This is a genomic window from Pedobacter sp. AC379, assembly GCF_979258145.1.
The window spans coordinates 4251792-4268911 of sequence record NZ_OZ409839.1 but is presented as its reverse complement, the minus strand read 5'-3'; the positions used below and the strand labels follow the sequence as shown (position 1 = coordinate 4268911).

Genomic DNA, 17120 nt, shown 5'->3' with positions numbered 1-17120 from the left:
CGTATTTTATTGTTGTTTGTTAGATAATGTAATGTTGATTTTTGTGCCGATAGCTACTTTGGTTACCGAATCAACCAACATAGGATCCTGTTTGGTAATAATGGCTGCAGCACTGTCGGTAATAGGTCCATCGTAAATAATGGTGCCCAAACTTAAATTTGAACCCCTTAAACTAAATTTAGCCTCATCCATGGTTAATCCCATTAATTGTGGAATATCCACTTCCTCATTGCCACGTCCGTCTCCCAATACCAGATTGATTCTCGAACCTACAGGTACAATCTGCCCGGCTGTAATCGGCTGACCGCCAAAAGAAGCTTCTAAAACTACATCACGGCTTACATCAGGTTTATAAGTGGTATCACCAAGTTTTAATCTCGAACTTTCAATTATGGCCTGTGCCTCACGTAAGGTTTTAAACGCAACATCAGGAAATTTGGTATTAGGTGTTTTGCCTGCATTAATGGTTAAATAAATCGTCCGGTTATCTTTAACAAAGGTATTTGGGTCAGGATCCTGATCAATTACAATCCCCGCTGGCTGATCCATGATGAAAACAGAATCTACTTCATATTTCAATCCGGCATCTTCCAGTTTCTTTACCGCCTGCTCAAAAGATAAGCCTTTCACCATTGGCACATTTAAGCCTTCGCCATGTTTTGTATAATATCTTAAGCTAAAAAAAGCGATCAACAGCAGGGCAACAACAGTTATTATAGCAGCTAAAATGTTGTTTCTAAACGATTTGGTTTTTAAATAATCTATAAATTTAGACATGAATCTTAATTTGGGTTATGCGTACAAGCTCAAATGTAACTATTTTAATTATCGAATGACTTACTGAATCCGATTCACCACTCAATCAATAACTAATTCTCTCATTCAATCATTTAATATTTCTATCCTTCGATATTATTAAAGCACAAAGATATTTATATTTTTGAGGATATATTTACATTCAAATTCAATTTAATTAAGGATTTCTGACATGAAGAAAACGATTGCGTTGTTAACAGGCGGTACCACAGGCGAATGGGTTGTTTCGGTAAAAAGTGCAGCTACAATTGCCCAAAATATCGATCCAAATTTATACGATGTATATAAAATTATGCTTAACGATAAGGGATGGTTTTATGAGCCTGCCGATTCTGTTAAAATTGATGTAGATAAAAATGATTTTTCCATAACACTTGATGGAAGAAATATAAAGTTCGACGGGGTGTTTATTGCCATTCACGGTTCGCCGGGCGAAGATGGTAAACTCCAGGGGTATTTCGATATGCTGGGCATTCCTTACACCACTTGCGATGCCTTAACTTCATCAATTACAATGAATAAAGGGTACACCAAAGCCATTGTAGAAGGAATTGACCACTTGTATACAGCAAAATCAGTTCAGATATTTAAAGGTGGAAACTACAGTCTGGATAAGATTAAACAAGATTTAAAATTACCCTATTTTGTAAAACCAAACAGTGGTGGCAGCAGCATCGGCATGAGCAAAGTGAAACATGCTGATGATCTTGAGGGTGCGATTGATAAAGCGTTTCAGGAAGATGACCAGATTTTAATCGAAGAATTTGTTAGCGGGAGAGAGTTTTCAATCGGCGTTTTTGGTGCCGAGGGTAATATCACGGTTTTACCTACAACGGAAGTAATCCCTCAGAATGAATTTTTTGATTTCGAAGCCAAATATACACCAGGATCTACTGAAGAAATTACCCCGGGGAGGATGAGCGATGAAGAACTGGTTCGCGTGCAACAGGTAGTTACAGCCGTTTACAAAAAGTTGAATTGCAGAGGTGTGGTAAGGGTTGATTATTTCCTGGAGCACGAAACTGGCAAGTTTTATTTTATTGAGATCAATACCATTCCAGGCCAAACCGCTACCAGTTTTATTCCTCAGCAAGTAGCTGCAATGGGCATTACATTAAAAGAATTTTATACACGTTTGATGAAAGAAACACTTGGCTAGTTTTGTTCGTTCGAAGTCATAAGCCTTATAGTTTGAAGATTAAAGCGAATAAGGAATTCAGAAATTCATAGATTAATCAAACTACTCAATGACATAATTTGTTGAAAGATTATGGCGGTATTATCGAAATTTCAAGCTTTTATACAATGTAAATGTCCACGCTGCCGTAAGGGAGATATCTTTAACGGGAGTGCCTATGCTTTTAAATTACAGAAAACAAATGTGCACTGCCCACATTGCAATTTAAAATTCGAGCGCGAACCTGGTTTTTTCTACGTGGCAATGTTTGTAAGTTACGCCATGAATGTTGCTGAAATTATCACCATCGGTGTTGCATCCTATGTTTTAGGTCTTGATTTGGTTTATGAAAACCTCTGGTATTATGTAGGTTTCATATTGGCCGGTGTTTTATTGCTCTCCCCAATTAATTATCGTTATTCGAGGGTTATTCTATTGCATTACCTCACACCTGGCTTGCATTATGTGCCCGGAAGTGGCGATTAAGTAGTATTTTGATAAGAAAAGCGACAAAATTTATCGTTTTACGTGCTATTTCTTAAGGATAAACGTTAAATATGTTTGGCTAAAGAATGCTTTCGTTTGGTTAAACCAGCAATTAAATTAATAATAGGTGAAAATTGAACAAGTATAAAGCCAGAAACTGCTACCATAATTTGTGTGTTGTAATGCTCGAAGTAATCAATCGAATTTTCATTTGTTAATTCTGCCAAAGCAAATAACTTACTCAACCGGTAACTCATAAATGATGCAGCAAAATATAGCGAAATTGATAGTATAATATGTATCCAGCTTAATGTGTTCCAGGCTAAATAGGGGCTCAGTAGTTTATATAACAAAGCGATAATAAATAAGAAAATAGCTAAATATCTTATACAATTGATGTTTGTAATTACATAATAAGTATCATATAGATTAATATCCAGATTGAATAAAGGAATGAAAAATGAAATAATTAGAAGCAAAACGGCTAAAAGCACAAGAAAGTTGTAAGTTTTAAAAAGTAATTTCATTTTTGGTCTTTGTGTATCAAATATATAAACATATTGTCAGCTTGAGCATAGTCGAAGACGGCTTAATTCATCGTCATCGTTTGTAACGAGGATGATCGAGAAAGGCGATTTTATCGCCATTAATCCTCATTACAAACGAAGACTATTTACATAATAATAAATTTGTCAGTCTGAGCGTAGTAGAAGATCTTATCAAATACCTCTTAAACGCTCAATACAACTTCCTTTTCTACTGCTTAGCTAACAACTTCATTTATACAATCAACCAAAGCCTTAACTTTTTTTTCTGAAGTGAGCTCGTATTGGTATTCATCTTCAATGCTACCCATTTTGGTTTCGGTGTTTCGGAACTTCATTTTGCTGGCTACAAATTCTTTCGCCGAAGCATGAAACTGCGTTGCACCCGTTAGTTCCATTAAGTTTTTAATGTTGTTTTCGTTTATGCCTGCGCCGGGCATAATGATGATGCGCCCATCTGCTTGTTTTACGAGTTGAGCAAGCTTTTCGGCACCAAGTATGGCAGAAGGAGCGCCTCCTGAAGTGAGCAACCGCTTAATTTTAAGTGAAATTAAATCTTCCAGAGCCTGATCCATATCATTACTCATATCAAACGCACGATGGAAAGCAACTTCCATCGGTTTCGCAAGTTCAATAAGTTCCGCACATCTCTCTATATCAATCGAACCGTTTTCTTTAAGTATTCCTATAACCACGCCTTCGCATTTTAATGACTTACAGATTTTTATATCCTCTTTCATTAACTCATACTCCATGTCGTCATATAAAAAATCGCCACCTCTCGGGCGGATAATTGGCCACACCTCGATTGATAAATTTTTCTTTGCCAAAGCAATCTGAGCATAACTTGGTGTAGTACCACCTTCGGCAAGGTTATCGCAAAACTCAACCCTTTTGGCACCACCATTTTGGGCAGCCAATGCCGAACGGTAAGAATTTGCACATACCTCCAAGCAACCAATTACTTTTTCACTCTTCATATTTCTGTTTAATTGATTAAGATTATTCCTTTGGTCCTGCCGGACCTAAAACCACCCATCCCTTTGGCGATTTGTAAGTATTAAGCAGTTGTACCGATTTTCCTCCGTCAGGGTACCAGCAAACCTCAGTAATCAGGTAATGGGTATCGTCGATTTTTTTACGTTCAGGAAAAGCATTTTGTACGGTAGAGAAATCTGGAAAACCATGTTCTTCGATGCTGTTTATGAAAGATAATTCGAGCACTTCAGCGGTTTCATTGATAATGTCATGGTCGATTTCCATATTCATTACCGAAAGCAGTGATTTAGCTTCCTCATAAAAATCTTTACAAACTAATGCTGCATTTAAATCTTGATTGATGTAAGCCTGTTCAATTGCCAGAATAGCACCTTCAGGTGTATCGAGATTTGCTTTAAAATGATCTATGCCTTCGTCAATGTATAAGCCTATGCTATTGTCAAAAGCTGCTTTATCTTTTTCCGGAACGCCGTCTCGTATCGCCCTTATGGTATATCCCCCTATTAAACGGCCATTTTCTATACTCATCCAGTCTGAGATCAAATTGCGGTTAATTCCAATTTTTTGATTCAAACGAACAGTTTTTACATCTACAGGTTCATTGCCAACTGTACCGAAAAGATTGCCTTCATCATCAAAATGCGGCTCTGTTAACCAAATATGTTCACTGTTTTTGCCATCGATAATATGAACCTTAACCGAGAAATAAGCATGGTGTGGTTGTGGGTTGGCAAGGCTTTCTTCGAAATACCAAAGTGTTAACCTGGCTTTTTCTATTGCCCATTTCATGCGTTCATCTTCGTTGGGGATGTAAACCAGATCAGGTTCACCCTTACGCTCCTCCACATTTTTTTTGCCGAAAATTTTAGATAATAATCCCATCGAGCGTTTTTTTTATATTTTTTGGGATGTTACTTAATAATAACTTTTACCTTTTATTAAAAGATCTTGTTTCTCTGCATTGCAAACCGCATAACTGAAACCTTGTTGAATGGCATAGGCACCATATTCGCCCTTTTTGTTGATGGCCAAAAAGCCCACCTGAATATTTTTGGCTGTTTCTGGTTTCTTTTTGATAATTCGCATAACTGCCTCTTTACAAGCTGCTTCTGGCGTATAACCCTGGCGCATTAATTCTACTACTAAGAATGAGCCAACATTTCGCACCACTTCCTCGCCAACACCTGTTGAAGTTGCTCCACCTACCTCATTGTCTACATATAAACCAGCCCCAATAATCGGACTATCGCCAATACGGCCATGAAGTTTGTAGGCCATGCCACTTGTAGTACATGCACCAGAAATATTTCCTTTGGCATCAATTGCCAACATGCCAATGGTATCGTGGTTGTACTGGTTACCTGGCAATTTTTGTGGAGCGGCTTTTTCGTAAAGTTTATTCTCGATATTCATTACCGGCGCATACTTCGCTGTTTTTAACCACTCTTTCCATGCCTTTTCGCTGGCAGGCGTAAGCAGGTTTTCTTTTTTAAAACCCTGTTCCAAGGCAAACTGTAATGCTCCATCACCAGCCAACATTACATGTGGTGTTTTCTCCATAACCTTGCGGGCTACTGAAATTGGATGTTTAATGTGCTCTAATGCCAAAACAGCGCCACAATTGCCCAGTTCGTCCATAATACAGGCATCAAGTGTTACATTACCATCGCGATCAGGCAAACCGCCATAACCAACTGATTGATTTTTTTCATCAGCCTCAGGCACCCAAACACCTTGTTCAACAGCATCTAAAGCTCGTCCGCCAGATGAAAGTACTTTCCAGGCATCGGCATTTGCCGCAATTCCGAAATCCCAGGTAGAAATTACAATAGGATAGTTTTTTTCCTTTGAATCTTTCTTAGGCACTATTTCGGCAATACTACTTTTATCAATAGCCAGTAATCCGGCAGATAGGGCAGATGTTTTAATGAATTTACGGCGGTTAAACATGTAGGTGGTTAATTGTTAGAATGGGGGTTAACTGGTTAAATTGTTGAAATTAGTTAATCGTTTAACTGATTGCTGGGTTTTTTAAGGCTAAATTATGAATTTGCTCATTGGTATTGTTCAAGCTGTTGATTAATTTTTTTGATCATCAGTTACTCAATGGTAAACCTGTCTGCATCTTTAAGAAAAGGGAATTGTCGTCTGATTTTTACCAGTTCCTCATAATTTATGCTAAAGGTATACAAATCTTCATCTTCAGGTTTGTAATAAACGGTATTGCCATAAGGATCTAAACACATGGATAATCCGCTGTGATAAATCTGGTTTCCATCATGACCAACGCGATTTACAGCAATTACATAACTTTGGTTTTCTATCGCCCTTGCCGGAATTAACGCCTTCCAGTGTGCGGAACGTTTATCAGGCCAGTTGGCAACCAAAAGCAGGATATCATATTCCTGGTCTACATTGCGCAACCATACAGGGAAACGGAGATCGTAACAAATGGCCAGCCTGATTTTCCATCCTTTAAGTTCAACAATCAATTTTTCTTTACCTGGGCTAAAATAATCGTCTTCATTGCCCATACCAAAAAGATGGCGTTTATCGTAATGCTGGTTTTTACCATCTGGTTCCATCCAGATTAATCTATTGTAATATTGGTTGTTTTCTTTTATAATTAAGCTGCCGGTAACCACACAATTGTATTGGTGGGCCATTTTTTGCATCCATTGCATGGTTTTTCCACCCATTTCTTCTGCCAGTGTTTCCGAATTCATACTGAAACCAGTATTAAACATCTCTGGCAAAATAATGATATCTGTTTTCTCCCGAACACCCATCGATAAACGTAGGGCCAGGTTTAACAGGTTTTTTTCTATGTTTTCCCAAAAAAGATAAGCTTGAAAGACAGTTACTTTCAGGTTTTCTATTTGAGTGTAAACAGGTGCTTCCATTTTTATTTATTTGGGATGGTTAAACATTTTTTAATTTCTCTGCAGCCAAAGCAAGCGTTGCATTTTCTTTGGCAAAGCAAAACCTGATAATTTTATGGTCGGTAGCTCTTTGATAAAATGCAGAAACCGGAATAGTAGCTACGCCAAATTCTTTAATGAGCCTCATACTGAAATCGGTATCTTTTTCATCACTGATATCGCTGTAACTAACGCATTGAAAATATGATCCGTTGCAGGGCAGGAGCTTAAATCTGCTATCTGCTAAAAGTGTTCTGAAATAGTCGCGCTTTTGCTGAAAGAAACCAGCGATTCCGTTATAATTTTCAGGTTCTTTAATGTAATTTGCAATAGCCTGCTGCATGGGACTATTAACGCTGAAAACATTAAATTGGTGTACTTTCCTAAATTCTTTCATCAGTTTCTCTGGCGCTAAACAATAACCCAGTTTCCAACCAGTGGCATGCAAAAGCTTGCCAAAAGAAGCTATAATGAAGCTGCGGAGTTTTAATTCAGGGTAGAGCATCACACTTTGATGTTTTTGTTCATCGTATATTAAATGCTCATAAACTTCGTCGCTTAAAATTAAAATATCGGTGCCAGTAACAAGTTTTATCAGCGATTTCATATCATCTGATGATAAAATACTACCTGTAGGGTTATGTGGGGTATTTAAAATAATCATCCTGGTATTGGCGGTAAAAAGTTTTTTTACCATGTCCCAATCTATGCCATAATTTGGTGGGGCAAGCTCATAAGTTTTAACCAAACCGCCTAAAAGTTTTACCGTGGGCGCATAACTATCGTAAGCTGGTTCGAAAATAATTACCTCGTCGCCAGCACTGATAATTGAGGCCAATGCCGTAAATATCGCTTGTGTACCGCCAGCGGTAACGGTTATTTCTGTTTCAGGATTATATTTTACATTGTAAAGTTTTTCAACTTTCTCAGCAATGGTTTCTTTCAAAAAGTTAGCTCCCGGCATTGGCGCATACTGATTAAAACCATCTTTCATGGCCTCATTTACCAAATTTATCAATTTTGGGTCGCAGGCATAGTCGGGAAATCCCTGTGATAAATTAATGGCATTGTGTTCTGCCGCAAGTTTGCTCATTACCGAAAAAATGGTAGTGCTTACACCAGGAAGTTTAGATTGTATATTCAGCATCGTATAAGCGAAAATAGGAAAAAAAAGCTTAAACCTTAAAAATAGGAGGTAAAAGCTGCTTAGAAATTGGCGCTGACTGGAAAAAGATAATCAAATTTTGAAAAAGTGGGTAAAAAAATTCTGAATTGTAATTAAACCCTTGATTGATATGGTGGTCAATAAATTTTAATAAGAGTAATTGATTTAACCCCTATAAAAACGAGCTGATTGTATTATTTAAAATATATTTTCATCTTATTTAAAATTATTCCAAATAAACTATTTTCTTTGTATTAAAAATCTCCAAATTATCCATAACATATGAAGTTTAGACATCTAGTCGCAGCCTTTTTAGTGGTAATAACTGCATCAGCGTTTGTTAACCCGAAAAAAACCTTAAGAACATACGTTTCCAACTATGAAAATGTATTGGGAACATCATTAGAATTAAAATTTAAAGCAAACAATCAGTCCGATGCAGATCTGGCAGAAGAAAATGCTTTGAATGAGATCGATCGTTTAGATAATATTTTAAGTGCCTATAAAACAACTAGTGAGTTTAATAAATGGATAAATAACGGAAAACAAACAACTAAAATCTCCGCCGAATTATTTGAAGTGTTGCAACAGTTCGAAAATTATAAAGGTTTAACCAATGGTGCACTCGATGCTTCCGCTGCTGTAATCGGTAACGTTTGGAAAAAAGCAGCCAGCGAAAATCATTTGCCATCTGCGCAATCGCTTCAAGTTGCGGTTAATCAGGTTAAACAACAACACTATGTGCTCGATGAAAAAAACAAAACCGTTACCCGATTGGATGATGTGCCTTTGGCATTAAATTCTTTCGCAAAAAGTTACATCATTAATAAAGCTGCTGAAAAGGCAATGCAAACCTCAGGCATCGAAAACGTTGTGGTAAACATTGGTGGCGATATGGTTATTAAAGGAAATCAGCCAGAAGCCATTGAAATTGCCAACCCTAAAGCCGACACTGAAAATGATGCTGCGCTAACAACCATCAAAGTTTCTAATATGGCTGTTGCTACCAGTGGTAATTACCGCAGGGGTTTTAGTGTAAATGGAAAGTGGTACTCGCATATTGTTGATCCGCGTACTGGAAATCCAGCTACAAACATTATCAGTGCTACTGTGATTGCAGCTAATGCAAGTGAAGCAGGTGCGCTGGCAACTTCATTCAATGTGCTCTCGGTTTCTGAAATCGAAAAACTAACCGCAAATAGGAAAGATATTGCCTATTTATTGGTTACCAAAGATGGAAAAGAGCTTAAAAGCAGGGAGTGGGCAAATTACGAAGTGGCCTTAAATAAACCTGCACTTGCCATAACCAAGGCAAATAAACCAGAAAAACCATGGAATACGAAATATGAATTGGTCGTTAATTTAGAGATTGCCAATATCGAATCAACTGATGGTAAGCGTGTTCGCCGTCCATTTGTTGCTGTTTGGGTTGAAGATGCTGCGAAAACACCAGTGCGTAATCTTGCAATCTGGTACAATAAACCACGTTGGTTGCCTGATTTAAAATCGTGGAGCCGTGCAAATGGCGACGAATTTAAAAAAGGAGCAGAAGGCAAATTAAGTTCTACAAGTTCGGCTACCCGTGGTCCTGGCAAATACAGCCTTTCATGGGATGGAAAAGATGATAGCGGCCAATTGGTAAAAGCCGGAACATATACCGTTTTCATCGAAGTAGCCCGCGAACATGGATCATACCAGGTAATTTCGAAAGAAATGAAATTTACCGGTTCAGCACAAAAAATAGAATTAACCCCAAATACAGAATTAGCATCAGCATCCCTTGACTACAGAAAAATCCCAAAAAAGTAATCCAATAGCCGTACCAAGTAGCCTTGGAAAAAAGCCGGTTAAAAAGGATAGCGGAAAAGGAAAAGGTAAGAAACGTTTAGCCGGACTATCTCGATGGCTGCATATTTATTTGTCGATGGTGAGTTTTACCATCCTGCTGTTTTTTGCAGTATCGGGTTTAACACTTAACCATGCAGACTGGTTTACTTCTGGAAAAGAAGTGGTAACCAAAGATTCTGGATCGGTTGATTTGAAGTGGGTGAACCAAGCAGATACCAATAAAATTAATAAGCTTCAGATTGTTGAGTTTTTTAGGAATAAGCACCAGGTTAAGGGTGCTTTGAGCGATTTTAGGATGGATGACAGAGAATTGAGCTTAACCTTTAATGGCCCGGGTTACCTGGCTGATTCTTTTATTGATCGCGAAACCGGTAAATATGAATTAACAACAACCAGATTCGGAGCTGTAGCTGTAATAAATGATTTACATAAAGGAAGAGATTCTGGTAAGGCCTGGTCGTGGATTATTGATATTTCGGCAGTGCTGATGACATTGGTGTCCATTTCAGGAATTATCTTAATCTGTTTTATTAAAAAGAAACGATTAAGTGGCTTTATCATTGCAGCAGTAGGTACACTTGTTTGCTATCTGATTTACAAGTTATTTGTACCATAATAAAAACCACAAAGGCACTTAGAAAATTGCCTTTGTGGTTAAAAAATTAATGCGCAACAACAGCCGAATCAGCAGAGGCTTCTACTTCAGTGGTTATAAATCTTCTGCCGATTAATAAACAACCTAAAGCAATAAATGCAGCAGCCGTCATTACCAATGGCATAGGCACAACAGAATGTTCGCTGAATAAACTTACCATTACAGATGCTAAAGCACCCAGGCCCATTTGCAGGGCACCCATTAATGCTGAGGCACTTCCTGCATTTTTGGTAAATGGTGCAAGTGATAAAGCGGCAGCATTTGGATTGATTAAACCTAAACAGGCTAGAAATAAAGCAATAAAGCCAATGGTTGAGTATAAATTTAACCAGTTGTTTAAAGCAAATATCAAAAATATCAGGCTAAAAATACATTGTGCAATAAGCGCATAGCTTACAATTTTTTTGCTCGTAAACCACCTCAATATTAAGCTGTTTACCTGGCTCGATCCAATAAAAGAAACAGAAAGCAATGCAAAAATCCACCCGTAACCCGTTTTGCTTACTTCATATATCCTCATAAAAACCTGAGGCGAAGAAGATACATAAGCAAATAACCCTGAAAAGGTAATCGAACTGATTAAGGCATAAGTGTAAAATTGAGGTTCTTTTAAAACCGTTAAGAAATTGGTTAAAATAGGCTTTGGCTTTAATGAATAGTTCGGATCAGGTTTGTAACTTTCTGGCAATTTAAAAATAGATGCCAAAAGCATCAATATGGCCATTAATCCTAAAAATACAAACACATATTTCCAACCTAAGGCCGAAATTAAATAGCCGCCAGCCGTTGGGGCCAGCATTGGCGAAACAGCAATAACCAGCATTAACGAAGCAAACACTTTTGGGCTTTCCTCAACAGAAAAAAGATCCCGTACAATCGCTACAGATGCCACAGCAGTTGCACAACTCCCAATAGCCTGTACAAAACGTAAAACAATCAGTTGGTTTACATCTGTTACAGCCAGGCATAAAAAGGAAGCAACAATGTAAAGGGCCAAACCAAAGTATAAAGGTTTTTTTCGGCCAAATTTATCCAATAGCGGACCATACAATAACTGCCCGGCAGAAATTCCGATAAAAAAGCTCGATAAGGAGAGTGCTACAGTAGATTCTGTGCTTTTTAAATCTTTTGCAATATCAACAAAACCAGGAAGGTACATGTCAATTGAGAAAGGGCCAAGTGCTGCCAATGAACCTAAAATGAGTATAAGATAGAAGTGTTGTTTTTTAGCCATGAAATTACCGGTTTTGAAGGCGCAAAGATTGCGAGATTTAATTGGTTAACCTATTTTTAAGGTCGAATGATTGTAAAAATCATATTTTTAGTTAAAATAGCTGATATATGCGTAATCTTTGTGTTATCTCTGTTAAAAATACATTAATCAATATACTAAATAGGCTATTTATTTCTAGATTTATAGTCTATGACTTTTAAAACGAAAGAAAGCCGTTTGCTCCTCATTCTGGGAAGCTTTTTTGTGGCAAATGCTATATTATCAGAATTTATCGGGGTTAAGTTGTTTAGTGTTGAAGAAACACTTGGGATTAAAAAGTTCGATATCAATCTGTTGGGGGTGCCCAATTTGTCATTTGTGATGTCTGCAGGCGTATTAACCTGGCCCATCATTTTTATCATGACAGATATAATAAATGAATATTTTGGCGTAAAACAAGTCCGTTTCCTCTCCATTATGACTTCGATTTTAATTGCTTTTGCTTTTTTGGTCGTATGGGGATCAATGCATTTGAGTGCTGCCGATTTTTGGGTGCATCAAAAAATCAATGGTGAAGATTTGAATATGAACAATGCCTTTGCCGGCATTTTCGGACAGGGAATGTGGATTATTGTAGGTTCAATCACCGCTTTTATAATCGGACAGCTGGCAGATGTGCTCATTTTCCACCGGATAAAAAAAATTACCGGAGAACGTGCCTTGTGGTTGCGCGCAACAGGATCAACGCTGGTTTCGCAGCTAATTGACAGTTTTGTGGTGATTTTTATTGCGTTTTACTTAAACCCGCAATACCATTACAGTTGGCAAATGGTTGCTGCAATTGGATTGGTTAATTATACCTATAAATTTGTGGTAGCCATTTTAATGACACCAATATTGTATGTGGTGCATACTATTATTGATGGCTATTTGGGGAAAGATCTTGCACACAAATTAATTAAGATGGCTGGGAGGGGATAATTTTAAGAATACTTATGAGATTAAATATTGTAATGTTACTTGCTGTGCTTACATTGGCCTCTTGTGCCAATAAAGATAATAGCAAAAAAGAGAATCTTGATATTCAAGGTACCTGGCAGTTATTTTCTGCTACAACCATCGAAAATGGAAAAAGCCAGACCACCGATTATTCAGGCGACTTAAAAATGATCAAAATGTTTAACAATACACATTTTGCATTTTTAAGACATAGCATTAACCCTAAAGACACAAGTAGTTTTGATGCTGGAGGGGGAACATTTACCTTAAACAAGGATGATTATACCGAACGCCTTGAATATTATAAAGATAAAAACTGGGAAGGCAAAACCTTTAAATTTAAACTGGCCGTTCATCAAGATACGCTGATTCAAAAAGGTATTGAAAAAGTAGAAAAAGCAGGGGTTGACCGGGTAATTATTGAAAAATATATCAAAATTAAGTAGAAATTAATTCGACCCCTGTTGTTTAATATCAGGTTCTCTGTAATGGGAATAATAAAAAATTTATGGGGTTGATTGCGTTGTTCTATAATCCATCATTATATTGTTTTATATTAAAACATTTGTATCTTTGGGTATGGGATACGAATTATCAAAAAAAGAAATCGGAGAAAGAATTGCTAAACTTCGATTAAATAAAGGCTTTTCTCAAGAAGATTTGGCTAAGAGTATCGCCATTTCAAGATCATCATTAACTCAGATAGAATTGGGCAATAGAGTGGTGAGCCTGAGCGAAATGCAGAAATTATCGATGGTGTTGGGCTTTTCTCTTGATGGTTTTATGGCTAAAGATTTTCTGATCTCCCAGGATTTAAATTTATCCGAAGAGCCAAACGAAGATGTTATTGAGGAACGTATTTCTGTTCCAACCCTGAATGTAAATAAATTCAAAAATGTTTTGCTTTACATTTTAGAACGTTGCGCAGGCAAGCCTAATGTTGGTGAAACTGTACTTTATAAATTGCTTTATTTCTCTGATTTTAATTACTATGAGTTATATGAAGAGCACTTAACAGGAGCAAAGTATAAAAAATTACCTTATGGCCCGGTTCCTCAAAAACTAGATGCAGTTATAAACCAAATGATTGATGCCAATATGCTCCAAAGGATTAAAACGGAGTTTAAGGGCTATCCACAGAAACGTTACTTACCATTAGAAAAAGCAGATTTAACCGTACTTAAAGCAAGTGAGAAGGATGTTATTGATAAAGTGATCGAACAAATGAGTGATTGGTCTGCCACGGCGATAAGTGATTATTCACATAAAGATTTACCTTGGGAAGTTACAGAAGAAGGCAAAGATATTAGTTACGAATTGGCCTTTTACCGGGAATTGCCATATTCTGTTAGGGTGTATGATGAAGATGATAATTAAATTATGCACTTCAATTCGCTCAATGAATTTAATAGAGATTTAAAGTTTTTATTAAAAAAATATAGAACATTAAACGACGACTTAGAAATGGTTAAGGCAATTATAAATGTCAGGCCAAGTCAGCAGCCACCATTTAGTTTTACCATAGATAATTTGGGTATTCAAACCTGTGTTATTAAAATAAAACGGATGGCTTGTAAATCTTTAAAAGGCCGGGGTGTAAATTCGGGATTGAGGTTAATATATGCCTACTTCGCCGAAGAAAAAAGATTGTTTTTATAGAGCTTTACCATAAAAACGACAAACAAAACGAAGATAAGCAACGCATTTTAGAAAATTTCAAATAAACGCAAAAGGTCGGAATCGCTCCGACCTTTGTACTTAACAACAAAACAAATAAAAAAAATAACCCTAAAATAAATTATAGGCTTGCCAGCTCCTGGGCAAAAACATTCTCACTTAATTGCTCTTGTTTGTAAATCTGCCTGCCGGTATATGCCACAAAAACAGATTTATCCAAAAGCAAGTCGCGGTTTTTAATTAAGCTTTCAAGCTTAACGGTTCCAACCACATATTTATAGCTGCTGGCAGCATAACGTTCGCTAATGGTATCAAATTCCAATAGCGTAATCAAATCTTCATCTGCATAACGCAAATAGATTTCCAATAAAATTTCTTCAGTATGTTTCACACCATTTTCCGAATGGTACTTTTTATATTCATAACGGTAATCATAGCGTAATGCTGCAATATCCGAAAGTACAGCTGCGCCAGTTGGATGGCCGCCAGCACCTTTACCATAAAAAAACTGTTTATCTGCAAAAGCAGCCTGAACAGCAACCGCGTTGTATTCATTCTCTACATTGTATAGAAAATCATCTTTAGCTACTAGTTTTGGCAATACATAAGTCACTATGTCCTTTGTGTTCACTTTACGTGCTGTAGGAACTAATTTGATTTTAAAATTCTTCTCACGTGCATATTTAATGTCGTATTGAGAAAGATTCTGTATTCCGATGTTCAATATAAAATCAGGATTTACAAATAATCCATAAGCGTGCGCTGTAGCGATAGCCAATTTGTATTTCGGATCGTAGCCTCCTACATCGAGGATTGGATCTGTTTCGGCGAAACCTAAATCCTGTGCTTCTTTTAAAGCAGAATCATAACTTTGGTTTTCGTTAAAAATTTTCGATAAAATGTAATTGGATGATCCATTAAAAATGCCGCTTAATGCATGGAAAAGCTCATTGTCGTAATATTCTTCCAGGTTTCGAATAATCGGAATACTACCACAAACAGCTCCTTCGTATAATAAAGATGTACCATGTTCCTGCTGCAAATCAACAAGTTCTTTCAAATGTGTAGCAATCATTTTTTTATTGGCCGATACTACATTTTTGCCATTTTTTAAGGCTGTAGTTACAATTTCGTAAGCTGCATCAGCATCATTGATTAACTCTACAATTGTATTGATCTCTGTATTGTTCAGTATTTCGTTACGATCGGTAGTAAACAGATTTTTATTTAGGGTACGTTTCTTTCTTGGATCTTTTATCGCAATTTTAATAATCTCCAAATTCAGGTTCTGGCTTTGGATAATATCCAATAAACCTTGTCCTACAACTCCGAAACCAAATAAACCGATTTTTAAATTCTTACTCATTATTGTATTTATGATTACGCAGATAGATGGTTTATTCCCACACTAACTGCTTTTATTTTGTGATTTGTTTTAACTTGTGGCATCTGGTTTAACCTTAAATCTTTACACCCTCAGCCTTCTAGATTTTTAAGCCGTATGCTGTAATTTGATTATCTTTTTATTACGGCTTTCTTTAATAAAATTCCCGATTACATTGGTAAGCGCATCGGTTTCAATTAGAAAACCGTCATGTCCATAATCAGAATGCAAAGCGATAAATTCTGCACCATCAATATGATCAGCTAAATATTTTTGTTCGGATAATGGAAACAAAACATCATTTTCTATTCCTATTACCAGCGTATTTGCCGTAATTAGTTTTAAAGCTTCGGCAATGCTTTTGCGGTTTCGGCCTACATTATGACTGTCCATAGCTTTAGTTAAATAATAGTAACTATATGCATTAAAGCGGTTGATCAGCTTTTCTCCCTGATAATTCTGGTAAGAAGACGACCTGAAATTATCGGTTTTATCGTTTACGCTTTCTACCTGGGTACTGCCATAAGCACTGTACGTTCTATAACTCAAAAGCGCAATACTACGTGCAGTTTTTAAACCTTTGCTGCCTCCGTTTGGCTGGTTGGCATAAAAAGTTCTGTCGGTTGTAATGGCTAAACGCTGACTTTCGTTAAAAGCAATTCCCCATGGTGAATGTGCAGCATTAGTTGCTATCAAGATCAGGTTTTCAATTTTGGCAGGTTCAGAAATACTCCATTCAACAGCTTGTTGCCCACCTAAAGAACCACCGATCAACAGTTTAATGTAATCAATACCCAAATGCGCAGCCAATAATTGATGAGCTGATACTAAATCTCTTATCGTAAACTGTGGAAAGGACAAGTAATAGGGCAGGCCATTTACAGGATTTGTACTTAATGGATTTGTACTTCCATAATGCGAACCCAAAACATTGGCACAAACGATATAATGATCTTCCGGATTAAATAAAGCATTGTCTCCAAATAGGCCTTCCCACCATTCAAAAACATCTGCATTGGCTGTAAGTGCATGGCAAACCCAGATTACGTTATCCTTATTCGCATTTAATTTGCCATAAGTTTGATAAGCAATCTGAAGGTTGCGGATCTTTTTCCCGCTTTCTAATTTGAATTGTTTATTGTAATTATATGTAGCACCGAAATTTCCCGAAGAAGATTTTGGAGTATTATCATTTTTAGCGTTATGCATTTTGTAATGTTGTTGTTTTAAATCGC

18 protein-coding genes are annotated in these 17120 nt (G+C 36.9%); 8 read left to right on the top strand and 10 right to left on the bottom strand.

The features are described 5' to 3' along the window. Positions 1-6 precede the first annotated feature (6 nt). A complete protein-coding gene (locus ACZZZW_RS18595; RefSeq protein ID WP_463495636.1) occupies positions 7-777 on the bottom strand; it encodes a PASTA domain-containing protein in 771 nt (256 codons plus the stop codon). Positions 778-988: 211 nt separating this feature from the next. On the opposite strand from ACZZZW_RS18595, the gene ACZZZW_RS18590 reads away from it, so the two are divergent. After that, positions 989-1975, top strand: coding sequence for a D-alanine--D-alanine ligase (locus ACZZZW_RS18590; RefSeq protein WP_463495633.1), 987 nt, complete (start codon positions 989-991; stop codon positions 1973-1975). A 111-nt stretch (positions 1976-2086) separates the two neighbouring features. After that, a complete protein-coding gene (locus ACZZZW_RS18585) occupies positions 2087-2479 on the top strand; it encodes a DUF983 domain-containing protein (protein ID WP_463495631.1) in 393 nt (130 codons plus the stop codon). Positions 2480-2544: 65 nt separating this feature from the next. Here the strand turns inward: ACZZZW_RS18585 and ACZZZW_RS18580 are convergent, their stop codons facing one another. The 6 genes from ACZZZW_RS18580 to ACZZZW_RS18555 form a co-directional block, all read right to left on the bottom strand. Beyond that, a complete protein-coding gene (locus tag ACZZZW_RS18580; protein WP_463495629.1) occupies positions 2545-3006 on the bottom strand; it encodes a hypothetical protein in 462 nt (153 codons plus the stop codon). A gap of 236 nt (positions 3007-3242) precedes the next feature. Further along, positions 3243-4004: a copper homeostasis protein CutC gene (locus tag ACZZZW_RS18575; protein WP_463495627.1), complete on the bottom strand. Its 762-nt coding sequence runs from the start codon at positions 4002-4004 to the stop codon at positions 3243-3245. A 22-nt stretch (positions 4005-4026) separates the two neighbouring features. After that, positions 4027-4905 (bottom strand): YegJ family protein, encoded by an 879-nt coding sequence (locus tag ACZZZW_RS18570; RefSeq protein ID WP_463495625.1) that lies wholly within the window; start codon positions 4903-4905, stop codon positions 4027-4029. 33 nt (positions 4906-4938) lie between these two features. After that, on the bottom strand, positions 4939-5973 hold the full coding sequence (locus tag ACZZZW_RS18565; protein WP_055907777.1) for a N(4)-(beta-N-acetylglucosaminyl)-L-asparaginase: 1035 nt from the start codon (positions 5971-5973) through the stop codon (positions 4939-4941). A gap of 149 nt (positions 5974-6122) precedes the next feature. After that, the gene (locus ACZZZW_RS18560) at positions 6123-6926 is read right to left on the bottom strand and encodes a nitrilase family protein (protein ID WP_463495622.1); all 804 of its coding nucleotides are present in this window, start codon (positions 6924-6926) and stop codon (positions 6123-6125) included. 19 nt (positions 6927-6945) lie between these two features. Then, entirely contained in the window at positions 6946-8091 is a 1146-nt protein-coding gene (locus ACZZZW_RS18555) for a methionine aminotransferase (protein WP_463495620.1), read from the bottom strand. A 300-nt stretch (positions 8092-8391) separates the two neighbouring features. Between ACZZZW_RS18555 and ACZZZW_RS18550 the strand changes: the two genes are divergently transcribed. Beyond that, positions 8392-9918: a DUF2271 domain-containing protein gene (locus tag ACZZZW_RS18550; RefSeq protein ID WP_463495618.1), complete on the top strand. Its 1527-nt coding sequence runs from the start codon at positions 8392-8394 to the stop codon at positions 9916-9918. Next, positions 9890-10573 carry a PepSY-associated TM helix domain-containing protein gene (locus tag ACZZZW_RS18545; protein WP_463495616.1) on the top strand — a complete coding sequence of 228 codons (684 nt, stop codon included), beginning with the start codon at positions 9890-9892 and terminating at the stop codon, positions 10571-10573. Before ACZZZW_RS18550 ends, ACZZZW_RS18545 begins: the two co-directional genes overlap by 29 nt. A gap of 46 nt (positions 10574-10619) precedes the next feature. Here the strand turns inward: ACZZZW_RS18545 and ACZZZW_RS18540 are convergent, their stop codons facing one another. Then, positions 10620-11846: a multidrug effflux MFS transporter gene (locus tag ACZZZW_RS18540; protein WP_463495614.1), complete on the bottom strand. Its 1227-nt coding sequence runs from the start codon at positions 11844-11846 to the stop codon at positions 10620-10622. A 189-nt stretch (positions 11847-12035) separates the two neighbouring features. On the opposite strand from ACZZZW_RS18540, the gene ACZZZW_RS18535 reads away from it, so the two are divergent. From ACZZZW_RS18535 to ACZZZW_RS18520, 4 genes are all read left to right on the top strand, one after another. Continuing rightward, the gene (locus tag ACZZZW_RS18535) at positions 12036-12806 is read left to right on the top strand and encodes a queuosine precursor transporter (protein WP_463495612.1); all 771 of its coding nucleotides are present in this window, start codon (positions 12036-12038) and stop codon (positions 12804-12806) included. A 14-nt stretch (positions 12807-12820) separates the two neighbouring features. Continuing rightward, a complete protein-coding gene (locus tag ACZZZW_RS18530) occupies positions 12821-13270 on the top strand; it encodes a hypothetical protein (protein ID WP_463495610.1) in 450 nt (149 codons plus the stop codon). Between the two features lie 133 nt (positions 13271-13403). Further along, positions 13404-14201 carry a type II toxin-antitoxin system antitoxin SocA domain-containing protein gene (locus ACZZZW_RS18525; protein ID WP_463495608.1) on the top strand — a complete coding sequence of 266 codons (798 nt, stop codon included), beginning with the start codon at positions 13404-13406 and terminating at the stop codon, positions 14199-14201. Positions 14202-14204: 3 nt separating this feature from the next. After that, positions 14205-14483, top strand: coding sequence for a hypothetical protein (locus ACZZZW_RS18520; protein WP_463495606.1), 279 nt, complete (start codon positions 14205-14207; stop codon positions 14481-14483). Positions 14484-14622: 139 nt separating this feature from the next. On the opposite strand, the gene ACZZZW_RS18515 is transcribed toward ACZZZW_RS18520, so the two are convergent. Together ACZZZW_RS18515 and ACZZZW_RS18510 are read right to left on the bottom strand one after the other, a co-directional pair. After that, positions 14623-15867: a homoserine dehydrogenase gene (locus tag ACZZZW_RS18515; RefSeq protein WP_463495604.1), complete on the bottom strand. Its 1245-nt coding sequence runs from the start codon at positions 15865-15867 to the stop codon at positions 14623-14625. 126 nt (positions 15868-15993) lie between these two features. Then, positions 15994-17094: a homoserine O-acetyltransferase family protein gene (locus ACZZZW_RS18510; protein ID WP_463495602.1), complete on the bottom strand. Its 1101-nt coding sequence runs from the start codon at positions 17092-17094 to the stop codon at positions 15994-15996. Between the last annotated feature and the right edge of the window lie 26 nt (positions 17095-17120).